Consider the following 19,460-nt stretch of genomic DNA (forward strand, 5'->3'; position numbering starts at 1 on the left):
TAGTTCAGCGTCTTAGCAGATGAAACGAAAAGTGATCCGCCAACTTCCACTTGCTATACACTTTCTATACCCCTCCTACCCACGACTGGTACCTTTTTCTTCACGCACCCGCTTGAAAATCACCTCAGCAATATGCTCATGAGCCGCTGAGCGAAACGCCTTATCCGTCATCACGCGTGAAAAAATGTCCTCATTGTTTTCCATACGGTCAATGAACAACTCATCCAGCATACGCTCAAGGAAGGCAGAGAAGTTTGGCAGATTGTTTGCCCTAGCTGCTTCGACAATCTTCTCATTTTCCTCCGCACTGGCGGTGATCTGGTCGAAGAACAGTTGGTCAGCTTCGGTAAAGTCCGTACCAAAGCGTTCGTTTAGCTTTTCGATTAGAGATGACAACGATACAGGCTCCTCCCTCACACCACTGGTGCCAACATCGGTCGGACCTTTGAGGGGATAGGCCTCACCAGTGCCCAGGTCGATGGATCCCTCCGTCATCTGTTGTAGGCGGAAATAGCGCAGCGCTACCTCGTTATCAAGCGCAAAGGCCTGACCATCGCCTGGCGGCGGTAGCTTGGAAAGCAAGTTGCGCACGAAGGTGTAAAATTTCTCCAGTTCGCTGTCCTGATACGGAATGATCTGTGACAGAAAGGCGTAGAGGTTACGATAAGCCGTCAACTGACCACGAAATTCTTCTTGCTCAGCTTCCTCGCTATCCCTAAAACGCTCAACCACTGCATCTAGCACAGCATTCATCACGCGGTGGTCGGAAGCAGAATGGTCGCGCTTACTCCGATACCAGACTTCTGCGAAGGCATTGACATCGTCGGGTGCAAAGATGGCCCAGCCAAGCAGTTTGTGTTGCAACTCGGACAACTGGTGCGGATCGGCATTCTCACCGACAGGCGTAGCCTCGTAGTAGGGTTTGAAGGCCTGATAGATATCGTCTTCTTCGTTGGCAAAATCCAGCACGAAGGTGCGGGCCTTACCCGGAGCCACACGATTAAGGCGCGACAAGGTTTGCACCGCCTGCACTCCCGCCAGGCGCTTGACCACATACATGGTCTGCAACAGCGGCTGGTCGAAACCAGTCTGGTATTTCTCCGCGACCAGCAGCACACGGTAATCCTCGCGCTCAAAGGTTTCCGGCAGCTCGCTTTCCGCCAGGCCGTCATTCATCGCGACTTCGGTATAAGCTGAACCAGGGTCGTCTGGATCTTCAACGCTACCGGAGAAAGCGACCAGCGAGCGTATGCCGCCATAGCCGTTGTCCTTGATATAGCGGTCAAAGGCCAGCTTGTATTTCACCGCAGCCAGCCGCGAGCCTGTCACCACCATGGCTTTGGCGCGCCCACCCATTTCGCTCATCACATACAAGCGGAAGTGTTCTACAATCACCGAAACTACCTGCTCGATATTGACCGGGTGCAGTTCCAGATAGCGGCTCAGCGCCTTTGCTGCCTTCTTGCGTGGCACTTCCGGATCGTTCTCCACCTGCTTGATCAGGCCGAAAAAGCGCTTGTAGGTGGTGTAGTTCTGCAGCACATCCATGATGAAGCCTTCCTCGATGGCCTGACGCATGGAGTATTCGTGGAACGGAGAGCTGCCGGAGGGGCCCGGCTCATCGAACAGGGCCTTAGTCTTGAATTTGGGCGTGGCGGTAAACGCGAAAAAGCTAAGGTTCGGCTGCCGTGCCCGCTTCAGCGAATCCCGCAGGATCGCCGCCTTGGCCTCATCCGACAGGGTATCGTCTTCTTCATTGGACAACTGAGCAGCAATAGCCGCCTCGATGCCATCCTTGTTCAGCATGCCCCGCAATTCAGAGGCTGTCTCGCCGCTCTGGGAGGAATGCGCCTCGTCCACAATCACGGCAAAGCGCTTGCCGGCGGTGCTGATTTTCACGCCTGAGCCTTTTTTCTCCAGCGTAGAAAGCGCCTGGGAGATGAAGGGAAACTTCTGCAAGGTGGTGATGATGATCGGCGTGCCGCCAGACAGCGCCTGGGCCAGTTGCTGGGTGTTCTCGTCAATCTTCTCCACCACCCCGGTCTTGTGCTCGAACTGGTAGATAGTGTTCTGAAGCTGCTGATCCAGCACGCGGCGATCCGTGACCACCACCACAGAGTGAAACACCTTATTGTCTTTAGCGTCGTGCAGGCTGGCCAGCCGATGCGCCAGCCAGGCGATGGAATTGGATTTGCCCGACCCCGCCGAGTGCTGCACCAGATAGTTGTGCCCCGAGCCATGAGTGCATGCATGACCGACCAACTTGCGCACCGCATCGAGCTGATGATAACGGGGAAAGATCATGGTCTCCTTGCGCACGGTGCGCGCACCCTTGTAGGTCTTGACCTGCCGCTCCTTCACCTCCAGGTGCATGAAGCGTTGCAGAATATCCATCAGGCTGTCTTTAGCTAGCACCTCATCCCAGAGGTAATGGGTTTTCCAGTTGTTCTCCACCGGCGGGTTGCCCGCGCCATGCTCATGCCCACGGTTGAAGGGCAGGAAGACGGTATCCTTGCCCTTCAGTCGCGTTGTCATCCACGCCTCGTCCGGATCCACGGCAAAATGCACCAAGGCGCGTTTTTTGAAGGCAAATAGCAGATCACGTTCATCACGGTCCTGCTTGTATTGCTTGACCGCATCCGCCGCGCGCTGGCCGGTGAGTGGGTTTTTCAATTCAGCAGTGACCACCGGCAGGCCGTTCAGGCACAGGGTGACATCGATAATGCAGCGCCGATTTTTACCGTCGGCCTTCTTCATCACAGAGCTAAAGGCAACTTGCCGCGTGATGGTCAAGCGGTTCAGCGCGTAGGCAGCAGCAGCCTCCGGGTTCATGCCGGAATTGGGGCGAAAGTGCGCCAGCCGGAAGGTCTTGCCGTAACACTTGAAGCCATAGCGAAGCACATGCAAGGTGCCCTTGATCTCCAGCTCCTTGGCCAAACTGTCCAATACAGTCGCTCGGGTTTTGTCACCCAACAAGGCTTCAAGCTGGCCCCATTTGGCCACCTGGCTCTCCTGCAAGAAACCGATGACATCATCTGGGAATAACGCCAGCGCATCGTCATAGGCCGACGCATCGCGCTTTTGATAGCCGCCCGCACCAGTCAGGCCTGCCTCAATGGCAATTTCAAAAGCAAGTTCGGAATGGCCGGACATGTACTCCCCTATTCTTTAGTTGTATTGGACTTGCAATGCCCTTAGCATGGTAAAGACATTCTCGTAACGCACACCAAATTGCATGCAGACATCAGGCAGTTTGATCTGATTGCGCGACTCAGGCCGCGACTCTTCCAGAGTCACCACAGTACTGCCATGGATGCGGGCATAGGCCACCAGCCAGCCATCCGCCCCGGTGGCAAACTTAGCCTTGGCGTTATCAAAATACTGCGGATTGCGTTGGACCCAAAGCATGACTTCGGTGTAGGCGGCTACCACATCAGCCTGATGAGTGCTCAAAAAGAAATCAGCCGGCACAGTATCTTGTACCCATCTGACAAGTTCATCATCATCGCGGCCCTGCTGCAACTCCATGCGATTGCGATCCAGGCTGTGCACCTGACCGTTCTGGTGCCTGGCTAGCAAGCTGTTCCAGAAGCCTGGACACAGATCGAAGGCGTAATAGCTGTTCTTGGCGGTTATCAGTACGTCAGAATCGATAAGGTACATGATTAGGGCAACTCCATTCCCAAGCGACGGGCATACTCTTGAAAAGTCCCGCCGTTCAAACCTGTCAGTTCATAGGCTTGCTTGAAGCCAATGCGACCTTCCCTGGCAGCGCGAATCACTTGTGTGGCAAACAAACTACCAACGCGCGTGTTCTGATTGTTGTAGAAATCACCGCCGCCCACTGCCGCTTGCTTCTGCTTGCGTTCCAACTTCCGATATGATTCGTAGAAGTCGAAGAAGTACTGACGGTCCACCAGTCGCAGATCCATCGCTCGGCGCCCCACCACAATGGGGCTCACCTTGAACCGTCGTGCCAGTAACTCAAAGGGGGATTGCTCACGGCGCATATCAGGCCAACTGGCGCGAAGCTCGGCCTCCGGCACCAGAAATTCAGCCGCAGCGCGGTCACAAAAGGTTTCTACAACACCACCATCAGGAAATATTCCGGGAAAGCCAGACAAACCAGAGCCTTCGCCCCCCAACCAGAGATGCGCCAGCTCATGGGCCAGCGTAAACATCTGCGCGGACTTGGCGTCCGCGCCGTTAACGAAGATCAGTGGTGCATACTCATCACTGAGCGCAAAACCTCGAAACTCCTCCACGTCCAACACGCGACGTGTATTGTTTCCCACCACACCGTTGATTACGGCCATCACCCCTGCTGCCTCGATAGCACTTCGCAGAGCACCAACAGCTTCTTGCCAGGTTCGCACTGTGGCTGCCCAACCATCCATCAGGCCCAGCAAACGGCGCATCTCATGACCGATGGCTGCCGGATCATCGGCGAGGCGTGCGCTGCCAACAAACTCCAGCGGGGGGGCTTCACACTCCAAACGGCTTTCCCGCAGCCACGCCTGGCGCCGTTGCATCGCATAAATGGTATCCAGCAGATCGGGGCTGGTGGTTTGCAACTGCTGATTTTGCAACGTGCGAAAATCCGGGATCGGCATCGGGATCTGCGGCGGCTCGGGCAGGAACAAATAGCCAAAAGGCACATGCGTTACGTTGGCAAAATCCTCCAATTGCTTGAACGTGGGCTGCACCTCACCACGCTCCCACTCCGGGAGCTTCGGAAAGCGAGCCACAAGCGCCGCAACATCCAGATGGGCACGCTCGCGGGCCCACTGAACAAGTTCAGGGCTAACAGCGACGCGATTCATGATGATGCTACCTCCTTGTACATTATAGCTGTGCTGTGCCGCTCAGTCAGACAGGATGCCAAACCAGTATTGTAGCCATACACTATAGCAAAGCTCATGCTTCAAATCTCCTGCACCGAAGTGTTCTGCAACTCGGCCAGCGCCTGACCATGCACCTCATCAAAATGATAATAACGTATGGACGGGTCTGCGCGCAGTTGCCGGTTCGGCTCCAGATAGGCATCCGGGTTATCGTTCTCGGCGAAGACGAACTTGCGCAGATGGATCTTGCGCTTGTCACCGGTGTAATGCTCGATGGTGCGCTTGAGGCTGTGGACCCAGCAGGCTCCCGCTTTGAGCTGCGGCACAATTTTTTCGGCAGTCAAACTCTTAGACTTGAACTCAATACAGTCGGCGCAGAACCGTTGTCCCCTGACGTAGAAAATGACGAAATCGCAGCGCTTTGCCCATGGCTTTCCTTGGTCATCAAGAAAGTGAAACAGCGCAGGCTTAGTCTTGCCCCTTTTTGTCTCAAACTCATCATGATCAAGCTTGAAGGCCATGCCAGAACCCGGCAGCATCAGTTCGATATTGCGCTTCTGGGGCTTGGGATCTTCTGGCCGGAAGTACTTCTCGGTCAGAATGACTTTGCCATCCGAACCATCATGAACAACATACTCGCTGTTGACATAGGCCTTCAGGTGCTCGAAGTAGGTGGAGGCTGCCAAAGTCATTGCAGCCCTCCGATTTGGCCGGTGACGGCAGCGGTGATAACGGCACTGCGGTATTCGTGTAGCCTCTGAATTGACTGTTTTGCTTTTTCGGTCACTTCGTCGATTTTGTTTTTCGCGTAGACGATTTCAGAAACTATATCGCGCTGCTCTACGATCGGCGGCAAAGCCATACGAATCGACTTAACATCACCTAGACCAATGGTGCCGATGGTAGATCCATTGGTGAGCCGCAGCAGCTCACCAGTCATCCCATAAATAGTGAACAGTAGGTATTCAGGAATCACTCTATCTTCATGGCATAGCCAGGCAATAATATGCTGAGAGACAGCCATTGGTCTCGTCGTGATCGCACTCTCTCCAATCGTTGCATCTCGCGTAAAAACCACCGCTCTTGCCGGAAGAAGGCGAGCCGAGGAGTTGGCTAATCCAAGTTCGTTAATTTTGAAAGTGGTATCAGAAATATAATCTGACGCTCGTAAAACGGCTGTATCGTTGAGGGATACCCAAGGAATCTGGCAGTCATCCCAATAAGCATCGATCTTCTTATCCGGAGTATGCCCACTTTCCAGTTTTGAAACCCGCTTAACAGGAAGCACCTCCCAATGCGCCGGAATATTCCCCAGCCAGTCGATACCGGAGGGCTTCATGGGGGCGTCGGGGTTGAGGCCCTTGGTGACGGCTTGGGTGATCAGGGCCTGGCGCTTTTCCGCCAGCCGATCCAGCAGGGCGCGCTTTTTCTCGATCAGACCGTCGATGCGGGCGGTCTTTTCATCCAGAAACTGCGCGATGCGGCGTTGGGTTTTGAGGGGTGGGAAGCTTACCTGAATCGCCGCGAGCTCATCCCGAGAGAGTTCAACGAATGTTGTTCCGTTAGCAACTGCATTCAGTTCAGGGACACGAGATTTGAGCAGATAGTATAGAAATGCTCCGTCAACGCGCTCATTTGGGATAATTCCACGACAACCTTGATTAAAGGTCATTGGTTCAGCAGTGATGGCCATATGACCGATGGGTGCCCGAGTTGAGATCAGGACCGACCCAACTGGCAAGATGTTTAAATTGTTTTCTATTACCGCTTTTTCAGTAACTTGGCGTTTTGTGAGAGCGATTCTATCGCCCACTAGTTTGCCTAAGTCTTCTGGCGTCGCCCATCTTACGTCACCATCCCAGTATTCGGCTTCACCACTAGCCGGCGTAGTTCCATTCTTAATTCGTCCGAAATAACGTAGCGAGCCTGAGTAGTTTGGAATCATCCCACCAACCCCTTCAACAGCCCGGCAATCTCCCCTTCCAGTTCGGTAATCTCCTGTTCGATCTCCTCCAGCGGGCGCGGTGGCTTGTAGACGTAGAAGTGCCGGTTGATAGGGATTTCATAACCCACCTTCGTTTTGCTGTAGTCCACCCAGGCATCGGGCACATGGGGCAGCACCTCGCGGACCATGTAGGCGTCGATATCGTCCCTAAAGGCGGCCACCAGCTCGTCATTGGGCTTGTCCGGGCCAAACTGCATGGGCAGGGGCAGTTGGGTGCCCTCGGGCAAGGGGATGTTCTCGGTGTCGCGCAATTCGCTGTCCGGCTCTGGCCGATCCTTGCTGTCGCGGCAAATTTCGGCATCGGGATCGCGCTCGCCCAAGGCGTTGAAGATGGCCTTTTTGATCGGCGCCGGGAGTTTGAGGTCAGCCACCCTGGCAGCGGCGTTCAGGTCCGCTTCGAAAACGGCGCGGTCGGTGTACTGCCCCTTGGGTGCCAAGCTTGCCAGCAGAGCACGAATAGCCTCTTGCTGTTGCTCTCCTTCTGCGATCTCTTTGGCGGCTGCGGCCTCGTTCTTGCGCTTCTTCGAGGTGGCCAGGTTGGCAAAGGCGGTCTGTTCATCCAGCCGGGTGATACGCTCGGGCGTGACTGCAAAGTTCATGCGCAGGGGGCGCTCCACCGTCACCTTGAGAAAACCGAACTCGCGGTTCTCGAAAATACGGGAGACCACGCGGGTTTCGGTGTCGCCGTTGATTCTAACATCGGCGGTTTCACCGTCCTGGTAGTTGCCGTAGAGGCGGGTCAGGTCGCGGATCTGGTCTTCGGTGATTTCGTTGCGTTTGTTATTGAGGCTTTTCTTCATGCGCTGGGAAAAGCGCGTGCCGTCGATCAGTTGCACTTTGCCGCGCCGTTCCGGGGCCTTGCGGTTGGTCACCAGCCAGACATAGGTGAAGATGCCGGTGTTGTAGAAGAGCTGATCGGGCAGCGCGACGATGGCATCGAGCCAGTCGTTCTCGATGATCCAGCGGCGGATATTCGACGGCCCGGAACCGGCGTCACCGGAGAACAGCGGCGAACCGTTGAAGACGATGGCGATCTTGGAACCAACGGCATCGTCATCCCCTTCCTTGTAGGGGTGCATCTTGGCAACCATGTGCTGCAGGAACAACAGGGAGCCATCGTTGATGGCAGGCAGTCCGGCACCGAAACGCCCGGCAAAGCCCATCTCCCTGTGTTCCTTTTCGACGAAGGCTTTCTGGTCTTTCCACTCCACGCCAAAGGGCGGGTTGGCCAGCAGGTAGTGAAACTGCTTGCCCTCGAAGCCGTCGCGGGTTTTGCCATCGCCCAGGGTGTCGCCCAGTACGATGCTGCTGGTGTCCTCGTCTTTGATCAGCATGTCAGAGCAGCAGATAGCCCAGGACTCGTCGTTGTATTCCTGACCGAACAGCGCCAGGTTGGCCTGACTGTTCTGGTCGAGGATGAACTTTTCCGATTCCGACAGCATGCCACCAGTCCCGCAGGCCGGGTCGTAAATGGTGCGGTAAATGCCCGGCGTGTAAACATCCTGCTCGCCAGTGTAGACCAGATTGGCCATCAGGCGGATAACTTCGCGCGGGGTGAAGTGATCCCCAGCCTCTTCGTTGGCCTGCTCATTGAAGCGCATCACCAGATGCTCGAACAGGTAGCCCATTTGCAAGTTGTCAATGCGGTCTGGATGCAGATCGACTTCGGCCATCGCCTTGACGATGGTAAACAGGCGATTGCTGGCATCGAGTTTTTCGATCTGATCGGTAAACTTGAAGCGCTCGAAAATGGCCCGAGCCGTAGGCGAGAAGCCATTGATGTAGGCCACCAGGTTAGGCGCGATGTTCTCTGAATCACCCAGCAACTTCTCGAAAGTAAACGGACTGGTGTTGTAGAGAGGATGGGTGCGATTCGGGTCAGCTGCCTTTCCCAGCAGTTTCTCCATAGCATTTTCCGGCATACCTTGAGCAGACAGCTTCTCGTATTGCTTCAGCACCGCGTCTTTGGTGGGCTCCAATACACAATCCAGTCGCCGCAACACGACCATGGGGAGCATGACCAAGCGGTACTGAGGGGGGCGGTAAGGGCCGCGAAGACGGTTGGCGATTTCCCAGATGTGGCTTTTGAGCTGGTCGTGCAACTGCAAGTTCATTTAAATGGTTTTCCTTTTGCTTTTAGGGCGGCTTTAATTTGCTTTTAGGGCGGCATTAAGAGTGTGTAACGCGAGATTAAGCGGCGCATTTTAGCATTCGCTTGCACCATTTGTTGTACGCAATAACAAGGGCACTGTAAAAGTACCCTATGCATAACGTTAATGACATACCAAGCACTCTATAAAAAGACAACGCTTCCCTCTCAAACATGAAGGTAATCAGAAAAACGAAAAACAAACCGACAATTCCAAATAGGATTCCGGTTTCCCCTCCATTGACTAAATAAGGGTATGTTTCAAGTGCTTTCCTCTCATCAGCACCCAGAGCATCCCTTGCTTCGTACATTTTCTTGCAGGTGAATTGAAGGGAAAATCCAAGAACAAAGAATAGGGCAACAGCAATCAAAAGAGCAGGCCCTTTTTGCAGGGTAAGACCAATCAGCGGGAGCATTATATCACTGGCACTCGTATTTCCCAGTATCGTTACGGCTACCAAGATTGCCAGAGTGTAAGACAACCGCATCGTATTTTGAACATTGCGCGCCGATGCCAAATAGCTATCGCTATATATCTGATTCATCCTCTAAACCTTCTCCTTTGTAAAATTTATGTGCTTAACCCTACCCATTTTTTTTCTTGGTGACAATCACTTACAGAGATTGATTTGTCACGTCATTAGCAAATACGCAAGCTTCTGTTTAAGTCCTTACAGCCCTGACTAGGGCTCATCCTGAAAGATGGGCACTGAAGCAGCATATGGATGCGCCGCCAAATTTATTGCTTGCTAGCTCACTAGGCATGTGAAGAAGATGGAAATAACAGTTTTGATTTGCCATGCCAGTGTCAGGCCAGGAGCCCGCGTCTGGATGAAAACCAGCAAGCAAACACCCTACTTTTGCTGTAAACTCAGGCCATGCTGATACAATGCATTTTTCTTCAGGCCATGGATCTCGGCTGTCAGGGCGGCTGCTTTTTTTAGGGGCAGTTCTGCCATTAACAGCTGCAGGGTGTGCAGCGCGGTTTCGCTGATTTCGCTTTCGGTTTTCGCCGTTGGCGCTATCATCAACACCATTTCGCCCTGGCAACGCTTGGGATCTTGTTGCAGCCATTGCAAAATGTCATCGGCGGTGCCGCGGGCAAAGTGCTCGAAGGCTTTGGTCAGCTCTTTGGCCAGCACCAGTTCGCGCTCGCTGCCGAATACTTGCTGCACATCCAACAAAGTGTCCTGTATGCGCCGCGCCGTTTCATAACAGACCAGAGTCCCTACGCCAGCAGGAATGGCCTGCAGCTGACTTAACCGTTGTTGCTGTTTGGCCGCCAAAAACCCAATAAATAAAAATTGGTCGGTCGGCAAGCCAGCAGCCGATAAGGCGGCAATCAGTGCGCAGGCACCCGGTACCGGCACGACCTGCACCCCGGCCTGCTGGCAATGACGCACCAGACTGTAACCAGGATCGCTAATCAAAGGCGTACCGGCATCGGAAATCAAAGCAATGCTTTGCCCTTGCTGCAACTTCTCTAACAAGGAAGCAGCCCGCTGTTTTTCGTTGTGATCGTGCAGCGCCAGCAGCTTGCTTTGAATACCGTAGTGCTGCAGTAGCCGGGAGGAATGGCGGGTATCTTCGGCCGCAATCCAGTCGACTGCTGAAAGTATATCCAGTGCTCGTTGGCTGATGTCCGCCAGATTGCCGATTGGGGTGGCGACGATATAAAGTTGTCCGCTTTGCGTAGTCATGGGTTCGCTTTTGTTTGAGCTTCTGAGTGGGACTCAGTAAGATAGTGCCAATTATGGACTATGGTACTGGGCATTGCGATGAGCAGCAAACAAAAACCATGGCTATTGGCCGTGCTTACCACCAGCCTGCTGATAGGGTGTGCGCAACAACCGGGCACCGTGATCTCCCAACCGGAGCGGGAACCCGAGGTTCGTGAAGAGGTCGCTGGTGAACAGCCGGAGTACACTGCCGAGCAATTGCTGCAGCGGGCATCCCGCCAGCAAGGCCGTCAACAGCAAGAACTATTGGTTGCTGCGGCCAATGCCGCTTTAACTGAAGCCAACCCACGTCTGGCTTTAGCCATCGTTCAAGAACTCAGCAGCTTCAAAGAACCCTGGTTGCAGGCTCGCTTGCCGGCTATTGAGTTGGAAGCTCGGCGACAACTGCAGCAGTACCCCTTGGCTTTGCAAAAAATTGAGCAAAGTCGCCCTGCTGAGTTGGCAGCCACTGCCAGGCTTGATTTTAGCCAGAGTGCTGCCCGGTTATTTCAGCAACTGCAGCAACCAGCCAAAGCCGCCTATTGGTGGTTGCAGTGGGACGAACAGGCGGCCTTGCAGCGAGCCGAAGATGACAGCTGGCAACAGCTATGGCAGCAGCTGATCCAACTGGATAACAGTGAGCTGGAACAATTACGGCACAATGCTGGTGCCCGTACTCTGGCTTGGTTACAGCTAAACAACACCATACGTCAGCAGTTAGGGCGCCCCGATGCGATGCAAGGTGCTTTGCAGCAATGGCAGCGCAATTATCCACAGATGCCGCTGCTGGACGAGTTACCAGCAACGATCATAGCGCTGACTGAGCTCACGCCTTTCGAACCTCAACGCATCGCGGTGCTGTTGCCGATCCATGGCCAGCTTCGGCCTCATGCTCAGGCCATTCAAAATGGCATCTTAGCTGCAGCAGTGAACCAACCAGAGACGGAACTGTTTTTTATCGACAGCCTGCAGCAACCAGAAGTGATTCAACAAGAATTGCAGGCGCTGAACATTGAGTTTGTGATTGGGCCTTTGCAGCGCAGCCAGGTCGATGCAATTCGCCAGCATGGTGACTGGCCATGGCCCACCCTGTTTTTAAACCAGAGCGGTTTACCGGCAGAGCCAGACCGTGACCAGTATTTCTTTAGCCTGAGCTTAGAAGATGAAGCCAGTCAGTTAGCCGCCTTATTTCAGCGTAGGGACTATCGTCGGCCTGTGGTGATCCATGCTCAGAATACCAGCAGCGAACGGCTGGCCCAGCATTTTAGTCGTGAGTGGCGCGCTTATGGGCACCAGGCTCCTGAGCTCTATGGCTTTGCAGGCCGTGACGAGCTGGAGCCAATGATTGCCCGCCTGCTGGAGCTGGAAGCCAGCCGGCAACGGGTTCGCCAAATCAGTCAGTTGATCCCGGGTGAAGTCGAGTCAGAGCCTCATAGCCGGCGTGACATTGATGCCGTTTATCTGATAGCCGATCCAACTCAGACACGGTTGTTAAAACCGTTTCTTGATGTTTCTGTCAGCTCTACCGCCCCCAGCCTGCCGGTCTATGCCAGCTCACGTAGTCACAGCATCCAGGCCGACCGCACCGATCATCGAGATCTGGCAGGACTCACCTTCACCGAAATGCCCTGGATGTTAACCGTGCAACAAAGCCAGCGGTTGCGGGTCGAATTTGATCAACTCTTCCCGGAGCAGGATGAAAGCCTGCAACGCTTGTTTGCCATGGGCTACGACGCGCTGCAACTTATTCCCAAGTTACGCCAGCAGCAACAGCTGCCGGCCTTACGCCATCAAGGGCTAACCGGTGAGTTAAGCTTAACCCCCGAGCGCAACATCCGCCGTCAACTGGATTGGGCCCGTTACAGTCAAACGGCTCTGCAGCGTATCAGGGAGCCCTGAGATGGCCAATACGCTTGGCATCGTTTACGAGCAGCTGGCAGAACAGTACCTGCAGCAACAGGGCCTGAAAACAGTAGCACGCAACTTTACTACCAAGCTGGGCGAGCTCGACCTGGTGATGCGCCTGCACGATCAATTGATATTTGTCGAAGTGAAGTATCGTTCCTCTGAGGCTTATGGCGGTGCCAGTGCCGCTATAAGCTACCGGCAACAGCAAAAGTTGCTTCGTACAGCCCAGCTGTATTTGCAGCGCAGCCGGCATCAGGGTCCTTGCCGCTTTGATGTACTCACCATCAGTGGTTCTGAGCCTTACCAGTTTAACTGGATCCAAAACGCCATCGTGGCGAGTTAGGCCAATACAGGAATTAGCATGCAGGATAAAATTCGCCAGCTTTTTAGCGAAAACATTCAGACCATGATTGCCACCAGTGAAGCCCTGGCCGGGCCGATTGAGCAGGCGGCTTTTCGCATTGTCAGCAGCTTAATTGAAGGCGGCAAGGTGATGTGCTGTGGTGATGGTGCCAGCGCCAGTCTGGCACAGCATTTTGCCCAGTTGTTGCTGGATCAATACGAAACCGAGCGGCCTTGCCTGCCAGCTATGGCATTGCATCAGGATCATGCAGCTCTGCACGCCAGCCAGGGCAGAAACAACGACTACTATGCCCGTCAAGTGAAAGCGCTTGGCCAAAAAGGTGATATCTTGCTGGTTATTTCTTTAAGTGGTAACGAACAAAGCCTGATCAAAGCGGTCGAAGCAGCACTGACCTGTGATATGAGCGTGGTCGCCCTGACTGTCGAGGGTGCCGATGAACTGTCCGGCCTGTTGAATGCACAGGATACGGAGCTGAGAGTTCCGGCGCATCGCCATGCCAGAGTATTTGAGTGCTATGCCTTTTTACTGCACTGTGTTTGCGAACTGATTGAACTAAACCTTTTCCCACAACAGGGGGAGTTATGAGCCAAAACCGTGTCTGGGTGTTGTTATTGACGTTAGGTCTGCTGCAAGGCTGTGCGGCAGCCGTGGTGGCTGGCGGTGGAGCGGCCGTGGTGGCGGCGCAGGACAGACGTACCCTGGGCAGCCAGATTGACGATACCGGCATCGCCATGCGGGCCCGTCAGCTGTTTGCCGATGAAGATTTAAACAAGCAAGGCCGCATCAATATAGTTAGTTACAATGGTGTGGTGCTGCTAACTGGCCAGGTCGAAACCGAGCGGGTACGGCAACGGGCCGGCCAAATCGCCCGGGATCTGCAGAGTGTGCGTGATGTGCACAATCAAATCCGGGTCGGCAACACCATTTCATTGTCTACCCGCAGCCGTGACAGCTGGATCAGTACCCGGGTCAAAACTCTGTTTTTATCCGACGGCGATATCAGCGGCCTGAATATCAGAGTGGTTACCGAAGACGGCGAAGTGTTTCTGATGGGTCTGGTCACACCGGATGAGGCCGACAAGGCGGTGGAAATAGCCCGCCATGTTGATGGTGTCAATCGGGTGGTACGGGCTTTTGAGTTGCAATAAACCATATCTTCGCTGAAACGGCTTTGATGCCGTTTCAGCATAACGCTTAACAATCCCGCAAGGCATGCAGCACTTTAGAGTGAAACTCCCGTTGCTTCATAATCAACATCACCACCACGGTGGCCATCATAAAGAATACGGGATCGATAAACCATGCCAGCGCTGCCAATGAAAAATACATGGCACGCAGACCATAATTGAAAGAGTGACCGGCCTGATCAATCACTTTGGCGGTGCGCAGTGCATAGGCTTTGCGATCATGCTCTTCCATGCTGCGCCCATCCGGGGCCGCTCCTATCAGCACGCCACCAAAACCGTATTGGCGTAACGACCAGGTAAACTGAAAAAAAGCGAATACATACATCAGCGCTATGCACAACAGCTTGAGCTGCAACGACACTTCGGCTTGTGAGCTCCAGGGCAGTATATTGCGCAGCACCAGACTGATTTTATCGGCTGACGCCAGTGCCGTTAACAAGCCAGCCAGCACCAGCAAGGTGCTGGAAGCAAAAAAGCTAACATTGCGCTCCAGGGTAGAGATAAGCCCGACATCCGCCATTTTATTATCGCGGCTCAGCATCTGCTGCATCCAGTCGTTGCGCTTGCGCCTTAGTTCAAAGGATAAACAGCTGACGCTTTTCGCACGCCGCTTGGCGTACAGGGTGTAACCAACCCAGATGGCTATAAACCAAAAAATTGCGATGAGATCCAACCAGCCGGCCATACCTGCTCCTTTCTTTGCAGCCTGAGGCTGTTATACCACAGGTTGCAACACGGCAGAAAGATCAGAAACGCAGCTGCAATCCAACCGTCAGATTGCGGCCAGCCAAAGGTGCATCCTCTTTGATAAAGGAGCTGTGCACAAAAGCCAGCTGATTGGTCAGGTTTTGCGCTTTGGCGAAAGCCATCAGCTCCCATTGCTGCCAGCTGAAATGGTAGTTCACTGAGGCTTCCAGTAAAGTGTAGCTATCGGTCGCTGTCTCGTTGTCAGCCACCTTGTTCTGGCTGCCGTGATGCATCACACCCAGTTGAGCGCTCCAGGCATCGGCTGTGTACTGGTACTCAGCGCCCAGCCGAAACGGCGGGATCCGCGGCAGGTTGCCACCATCTTTCAGCCGTGCCCGCACCAGATCACCCATCAGGCTGAGCTGATGATCTGGTGCCAGTTGCCAGCGCACACTGGCTTCAGCACCCTGTAAACGGGCATCATCCTGCCGGTATTGATAGGCATCAAAGCCGGCAATGGCAAAACCCAGATTACTTAAATAGGCAAAATCCTCTATCTGGTTGTAGAACAAATTGAGCTGATAGTGCACCTGATCCAGCTGACCACGCACCCCCACATCAACGTTGTTGGCTTTTTCTGCTTTCGATAAGCTGGCATCGCTGAGAATTTCGGTCTGACCATTGCTGTGCGTGACCCGGTAAGCCGTGCCAATATCGTACGAGCGGGTGCCAACATGGATGCCATTGGCATAAAGTTCATTTGCGGCCGGTGCACGCTGAGCCTGACTAAAAGCAGCGGTCAGCTGATGCTGGCCGTTCAACTGATAAACAGCGCCGAGTGACCAGCTAAACAAATGAAAGGGATCACGAATATCGCGTACGCCGAGCACATCTTCTACCTCAGTGGCATTTTGCGTTAAACGCTCATAGCGGCTGCCAAACTCAAACTTAAGGTCGCCAAAGCTTTTTTCCTGCAACACAAAAAGCGCATGGCTATCGGTATCGGTATTGGGCGTAAAAGCTTCATCACCCAGTGCCTGATAATCACGCATGGTGCCATGGTAGCCGACAATCCCGCGCCAACCACTGTCAAGCAAGTAAGTGCCCGTAACACGCAGCTCCCATTGCTTGCTGGTAAACTCGGTTTCAGCTACGCCGTCGTCGTACTCAGCATGATCGTAATCGGTAAAAGCCAAATCTGCGGTGACCAGTTCCCAGCGGGCATGCTGCGGTCGGTACTCCGCCGCCAGCGCCAGCCGCTGTTGGTTCAGTTTGATCAACTCACCATCTTCGTTTTCCAATGGATCCTGTGGCCCTTCCGGCAAGCCGTACTCACTGCTGATGAAGCCATAACTGATACCAGCAAAGCCCCAATCGGCGACATGGCTGCTGCCCAGATTCAGTACCTGGTGCTCCGACCAGGAGTTATCCAGCCGCTTGCTGCGAAAACCATCATCGCTCTGATACTCAGGCACCCGGTAATCGTTGCCTTTGCGGTAATAGCCATCAGCATGAAAAGCCAGTGTCTCTGCAGAACGATCATGGGCGAAGGCCAGCGAGCGCTCAGCCGCCGCACTGTTAAAGCGCCCTTGCAACACCGTTTCTGGCTGTGCCAACGCAGTACGGGGAATGCGGTTATCTACCACATTGATCACGCCGCCAATGGCACCACTGCCATACAACAAGGTGGCAGGTCCACGCAATACTTCAATTTGCTGAGCAGTGATGGCATCGGCAGTGATGGTATGATCCGGCCCTTCGCGCGACACATCACCGGTGCTCATGCCATTGTGGATCACCTGTACCCTGGGGCCATCCAGGCCGCGGATTACCGGGCTGGATGCAACAGGGCCAAAATAATTGCCATGCACACCCGGCTCGAATTTCAGCGTTTCGCCGATGCTGGCTTCGGTACGGCGTACCAGATCATCGCCGCTTAGCACCGACACCGGCCCGGCCATCTCCACCACATCACGCCGTAAACCAGAAGCACGCACTTCGATGCGTTCCAGCCGGGCGTCATCAAAAGAGACTTCATCCGCGCTCAGCATAACAGGCAACGCCAACGCAACAGCGCAGGCCAACGGGGACAGCTTTAGCATCTGCAACTCCATTCATCATTCATCAAACTTGCGGCATGCTAATGCAAGCACAGTCGTAGCGCAACAAAACTGCGGCCAGCAGGCATGCCACAACGACAAAATGTGATACTATCACATTTTCTTTCATCAGTCGTGCAGGAGTACCCCAGAATGCAAACAGAGTTGCCGGACATCACCCAGGAAATGGTACAAAAAACCAGTGTGGTGCTGGATGAGGTGGGCATGCAGCAGCTGGACCTGCTGCTGCAGTTATCCGATGGCGGGGATGCCATCGTGCAACCAGTAAAAGCCAACATTGGCATTAACCTGCCAAGAACGGACGCGCGCGGTATCCATATGTCGCGCCTATACCGTTTACTCAATGACTTTGCCGGGCAGCAGCTGTGCACCCCTGCAAATCTTAAGCAACTGCTGCAGCAACTGCTGGACAGTCACCTGGATTGTCACAGCGATCAGGTGGTCCTTGAGCTGTCCTTTGATCGCCTCTGCAAGCACCCGGCGCTGATCACTCCCGGTCTGTCCGGTTGGCGCCGTTATCCGGTGCAGTTGCGTGCCAGCCTAAGCCCCAAAGGCTTTTTGCTGAAACTTCAACTGGCGGTGCAGTATTCCTCCACCTGCCCCTGCTCGGCAGCCTTAAGCCGGCAATTGCTGCAGCAAAAGTTTCTGGCCGACTTTAGCGATGTCGCTCTGTCCAAAGCTAACGTAGCCGACTGGCTGCTGCAACACGGCAGCTATGCCACGCCACACAGCCAGCGCAGCGTCGCCAGCATCGAACTTTCGCTGGCAGCTACTGCCACTGGCTTTCCAATCAGTGCCGTCATTGAACAAGCCGAAGCGGCTTTGGCCACACCGGTACAAACGGCGGTGAAACGTGCCGATGAACAGGAATTTGCCCGCTTAAATGGCGCCAATCTGATGTTCGTCGAAGATGCAGCGCGCCGCCTAGCTGCCAGCTTACGTCCACAGTACCCGGATGTTTGCATTGAGGTGCAGCACTTGGAAAGCCTGCATCCGCACGATGCCTATGCCCGAATTCATGCTTCCAGGGAGTTTTGATATGAACGCAACCGACTGGTTAAGCCGCATCCAGCACAAAAACGCCGATTTGCTGATCCAAGGTGCACAGGTAATGACCCCGGCGGGACTGCAGCAAACTGACGTTGCGGTGATTGCCGGGCGCATTGCCGCTATCGGCGGCAGCGGCTGGCAGGCCAAACGTCAACTCGATGCCAAAGGCCTGCACCTGTTGCCCGGTGCGATCGATACCCAGGTGCACTTTCGTGAGCCGGGGCTCACCCACAAAGAAGACATCCATCATGGCAGCAAAGGCGCTGTCTTGGGGGGCATTACCGGCTTCTTTGAAATGCCCAATACCAACCCGCTGACGCTCTCTGCTAACTGTTTGCAGCAAAAGCTCAGCATCGCTGCAGAGCAGAGCTACTGCAATTACGCCTTTTACATCGGCGGCAGTGCCGCCAACCTGGGCCAGCTAGCACAACTGGAGCAATTACCTGGCTGCGCCGGCATCAAAGTCTTTATGGGCAGCTCTTTTGGCGACTTGCTGGCAGAACAAGACGAGCTGCTGCTGCACATCTTGCAGGATGGCCGGCGCCGGGTGGCCATTCATGCCGAAGATGAAGCCCGGCTGCGTGAGCGCAAAGCCCTGGCCGCCGGCGAGGTTGAAAACCACCCGCTCTGGCGCGATGCCCAAAGTGCCCTGCTGGCTACTCAGCGGATCATCGCCTTGGCCGAACAAGCCAATCGGCCACTGCATATTCTGCATATTTCCACTGCCGATGAGATGGCCTATCTGGCCGCGTTTAAAGATCGCGTTACGGTAGAGACCACCCCGCATCATTTGTCGCTGGTAGCACCGGATTGTTACCAGCGCCTTGGCAGTCTGGCCCAGATGAACCCGCCGGTGCGCGATAGCAAGCACCAGCAAGGCCTGTGGCAAGGCATCGCCGATGGCACGGTCGATATTCTGGGCAGTGATCATGCACCCCATACGCTGGAGGAAAAGTCCCGCCCCTACCCGGAATCCCCCAGTGGCATGACCGGGGTGCAAACCCTGCTACCGGTGATGCTGAACCATGTTGCCGCTGGTAAGCTCAGCTTGCAGCGACTGGTCGATTTGACCAGCAGCAACCCGGCCCGGATCTTTGGCCTGACCGGCAAAGGCCGCATCGCTGTGGGCTACGACGCCGATTTTACCCTGGTCGATCTAAACGCCCAGCGCACCATCGACAACAGCTGGATCGCCAGCAAAGCCGGTTGGACACCCTATCACGGCGAACAAGTCACCGGCTGGCCCATCGCCACCATCATTGCCGGTCGTTCGGTGATGCACAGCGATGAAGTGCTGGGGCCGCCGCAGGGACGGCCTTTTGTATTTTCCGACACCAGTCCACGAACTTTACCGGCTTAGCCCGCTGCTTTTAAAGGCCTGGCAACCTACTTTACAGACCAAGCCAGGCTGCTATTATGCAACAGTAT

16 protein-coding genes are annotated in these 19,460 nt (G+C 54.6%); 6 read left to right on the plus strand and 10 right to left on the minus strand.

Annotated elements, in window-relative coordinates:
* Positions 1–75 precede the first annotated feature (75 nt).
* From BLW37_RS13330 to rsmI, 8 genes are all read right to left on the minus strand, one after another.
* Complete coding sequence (locus tag BLW37_RS13330) at positions 76–3,153, minus strand: type I restriction endonuclease subunit R (protein ID WP_091343636.1); 3,078 nt, start codon at positions 3,151–3,153, stop codon at positions 76–78.
* Positions 3,154–3,168: 15 nt separating this feature from the next.
* Positions 3,169–3,663, minus strand: a complete 495-nt coding sequence (locus BLW37_RS13335) for a DUF4411 family protein (protein WP_245785736.1) — start codon at positions 3,661–3,663, stop codon at positions 3,169–3,171.
* A 2-nt stretch (positions 3,664–3,665) separates the two neighbouring features.
* Positions 3,666–4,706 (minus strand): ImmA/IrrE family metallo-endopeptidase, encoded by a 1,041-nt coding sequence (locus tag BLW37_RS13340; protein ID WP_342744215.1) that lies wholly within the window; start codon positions 4,704–4,706, stop codon positions 3,666–3,668.
* A gap of 218 nt (positions 4,707–4,924) precedes the next feature.
* Positions 4,925–5,536: a hypothetical protein gene (locus BLW37_RS13345; protein WP_091343642.1), complete on the minus strand. Its 612-nt coding sequence runs from the start codon at positions 5,534–5,536 to the stop codon at positions 4,925–4,927.
* The gene (locus BLW37_RS13350) at positions 5,533–6,789 is read right to left on the minus strand and encodes a restriction endonuclease subunit S (RefSeq protein WP_091343644.1); all 1,257 of its coding nucleotides are present in this window, start codon (positions 6,787–6,789) and stop codon (positions 5,533–5,535) included. Before BLW37_RS13350 ends, BLW37_RS13345 begins: the two co-directional genes overlap by 4 nt.
* Positions 6,786–8,963 carry a type I restriction-modification system subunit M gene (locus tag BLW37_RS13355; protein WP_091343646.1) on the minus strand — a complete coding sequence of 726 codons (2,178 nt, stop codon included), beginning with the start codon at positions 8,961–8,963 and terminating at the stop codon, positions 6,786–6,788. The genes BLW37_RS13350 and BLW37_RS13355 overlap by 4 nt, the downstream gene beginning before the upstream one ends.
* 76 nt (positions 8,964–9,039) lie before the next feature.
* A complete protein-coding gene (locus BLW37_RS13360) occupies positions 9,040–9,543 on the minus strand; it encodes a hypothetical protein (RefSeq protein WP_091343648.1) in 504 nt (167 codons plus the stop codon).
* Between the two features lie 309 nt (positions 9,544–9,852).
* A complete protein-coding gene (rsmI, locus tag BLW37_RS13365; RefSeq protein ID WP_091343650.1) occupies positions 9,853–10,698 on the minus strand; it encodes a 16S rRNA (cytidine(1402)-2'-O)-methyltransferase in 846 nt (281 codons plus the stop codon).
* Between the two features lie 78 nt (positions 10,699–10,776).
* Here rsmI and BLW37_RS13370 point away from each other — a divergent pair, with 78 nt between their 5' ends.
* The 4 genes from BLW37_RS13370 to dolP are packed head-to-tail and all read left to right on the plus strand — an operon-like array spanning position 10,777 to position 14,136.
* A complete protein-coding gene (locus tag BLW37_RS13370) occupies positions 10,777–12,615 on the plus strand; it encodes a penicillin-binding protein activator (RefSeq protein WP_245785737.1) in 1,839 nt (612 codons plus the stop codon).
* Between the two features lies 1 nt (position 12,616).
* Positions 12,617–12,967, plus strand: coding sequence for a YraN family protein (locus tag BLW37_RS13375; RefSeq protein WP_091343654.1), 351 nt, complete (start codon positions 12,617–12,619; stop codon positions 12,965–12,967).
* A gap of 18 nt (positions 12,968–12,985) precedes the next feature.
* Positions 12,986–13,573, plus strand: a complete 588-nt coding sequence (locus BLW37_RS13380) for a D-sedoheptulose-7-phosphate isomerase (protein WP_091343656.1) — start codon at positions 12,986–12,988, stop codon at positions 13,571–13,573.
* Positions 13,570–14,136, plus strand: coding sequence for a division/outer membrane stress-associated lipid-binding lipoprotein (gene dolP / locus BLW37_RS13385; protein ID WP_091343657.1), 567 nt, complete (start codon positions 13,570–13,572; stop codon positions 14,134–14,136). The genes BLW37_RS13380 and dolP overlap by 4 nt, the downstream gene beginning before the upstream one ends.
* 46 nt (positions 14,137–14,182) lie before the next feature.
* Here the strand turns inward: dolP and BLW37_RS13390 are convergent, their stop codons facing one another.
* A complete protein-coding gene (locus BLW37_RS13390) occupies positions 14,183–14,860 on the minus strand; it encodes a DUF599 domain-containing protein (protein WP_091343659.1) in 678 nt (225 codons plus the stop codon).
* Between the two features lie 61 nt (positions 14,861–14,921).
* A complete protein-coding gene (locus BLW37_RS13395) occupies positions 14,922–16,964 on the minus strand; it encodes a TonB-dependent receptor (protein ID WP_091343661.1) in 2,043 nt (680 codons plus the stop codon).
* A gap of 150 nt (positions 16,965–17,114) precedes the next feature.
* On the opposite strand from BLW37_RS13395, the gene folE2 reads away from it, so the two are divergent.
* On the plus strand, positions 17,115–18,020 hold the full coding sequence (folE2, locus tag BLW37_RS13400; RefSeq protein WP_091343663.1) for a GTP cyclohydrolase FolE2: 906 nt from the start codon (positions 17,115–17,117) through the stop codon (positions 18,018–18,020).
* 1 nt (position 18,021) lies between these two features.
* Complete coding sequence (locus tag BLW37_RS13405; protein WP_091343665.1) at positions 18,022–19,392, plus strand: dihydroorotase; 1,371 nt, start codon at positions 18,022–18,024, stop codon at positions 19,390–19,392.
* Positions 19,393–19,460 lie beyond the last annotated feature (68 nt).

Source organism: Alkalimonas amylolytica (genome assembly GCF_900107845.1).
GTDB lineage: Bacteria > Pseudomonadota > Gammaproteobacteria > Enterobacterales > Alteromonadaceae > Alkalimonas > Alkalimonas amylolytica.

What these genes read in the sequence shown, in the direction of transcription:
- BLW37_RS13375 (WP_091343654.1), top strand. Translation starts at nt 12,617, where the DNA reads ATGGCCAATACGCTTGGCATCGTTTACGAGCAGCTGGCAGAACAGTAC.
- BLW37_RS13370 (WP_245785737.1), top strand. Translation starts at nt 10,777, where the DNA reads ATGAGCAGCAAACAAAAACCATGGCTATTGGCCGTGCTTACCACCAGC.
- BLW37_RS13335 (WP_245785736.1), bottom strand. Translation starts at nt 3,663, where the DNA reads ATGTACCTTATCGATTCTGACGTACTGATAACCGCCAAGAACAGCTAT.
- dolP (WP_091343657.1), top strand. Translation starts at nt 13,570, where the DNA reads ATGAGCCAAAACCGTGTCTGGGTGTTGTTATTGACGTTAGGTCTGCTG.
- BLW37_RS13330 (WP_091343636.1), bottom strand. Translation starts at nt 3,153, where the DNA reads ATGTCCGGCCATTCCGAACTTGCTTTTGAAATTGCCATTGAGGCAGGC.
- BLW37_RS13390 (WP_091343659.1), bottom strand. Translation starts at nt 14,860, where the DNA reads ATGGCCGGCTGGTTGGATCTCATCGCAATTTTTTGGTTTATAGCCATC.
- BLW37_RS13395 (WP_091343661.1), bottom strand. Translation starts at nt 16,964, where the DNA reads ATGCTAAAGCTGTCCCCGTTGGCCTGCGCTGTTGCGTTGGCGTTGCCT.
- BLW37_RS13380 (WP_091343656.1), top strand. Translation starts at nt 12,986, where the DNA reads ATGCAGGATAAAATTCGCCAGCTTTTTAGCGAAAACATTCAGACCATG.
- BLW37_RS13360 (WP_091343648.1), bottom strand. Translation starts at nt 9,543, where the DNA reads ATGAATCAGATATATAGCGATAGCTATTTGGCATCGGCGCGCAATGTT.
- BLW37_RS13345 (WP_091343642.1), bottom strand. Translation starts at nt 5,536, where the DNA reads ATGACTTTGGCAGCCTCCACCTACTTCGAGCACCTGAAGGCCTATGTC.
- rsmI (WP_091343650.1), bottom strand. Translation starts at nt 10,698, where the DNA reads ATGACTACGCAAAGCGGACAACTTTATATCGTCGCCACCCCAATCGGC.
- BLW37_RS13355 (WP_091343646.1), bottom strand. Translation starts at nt 8,963, where the DNA reads ATGAACTTGCAGTTGCACGACCAGCTCAAAAGCCACATCTGGGAAATC.
- folE2 (WP_091343663.1), top strand. Translation starts at nt 17,115, where the DNA reads ATGCAAACAGAGTTGCCGGACATCACCCAGGAAATGGTACAAAAAACC.
- BLW37_RS13405 (WP_091343665.1), top strand. Translation starts at nt 18,022, where the DNA reads ATGAACGCAACCGACTGGTTAAGCCGCATCCAGCACAAAAACGCCGAT.
- BLW37_RS13350 (WP_091343644.1), bottom strand. Translation starts at nt 6,789, where the DNA reads ATGATTCCAAACTACTCAGGCTCGCTACGTTATTTCGGACGAATTAAG.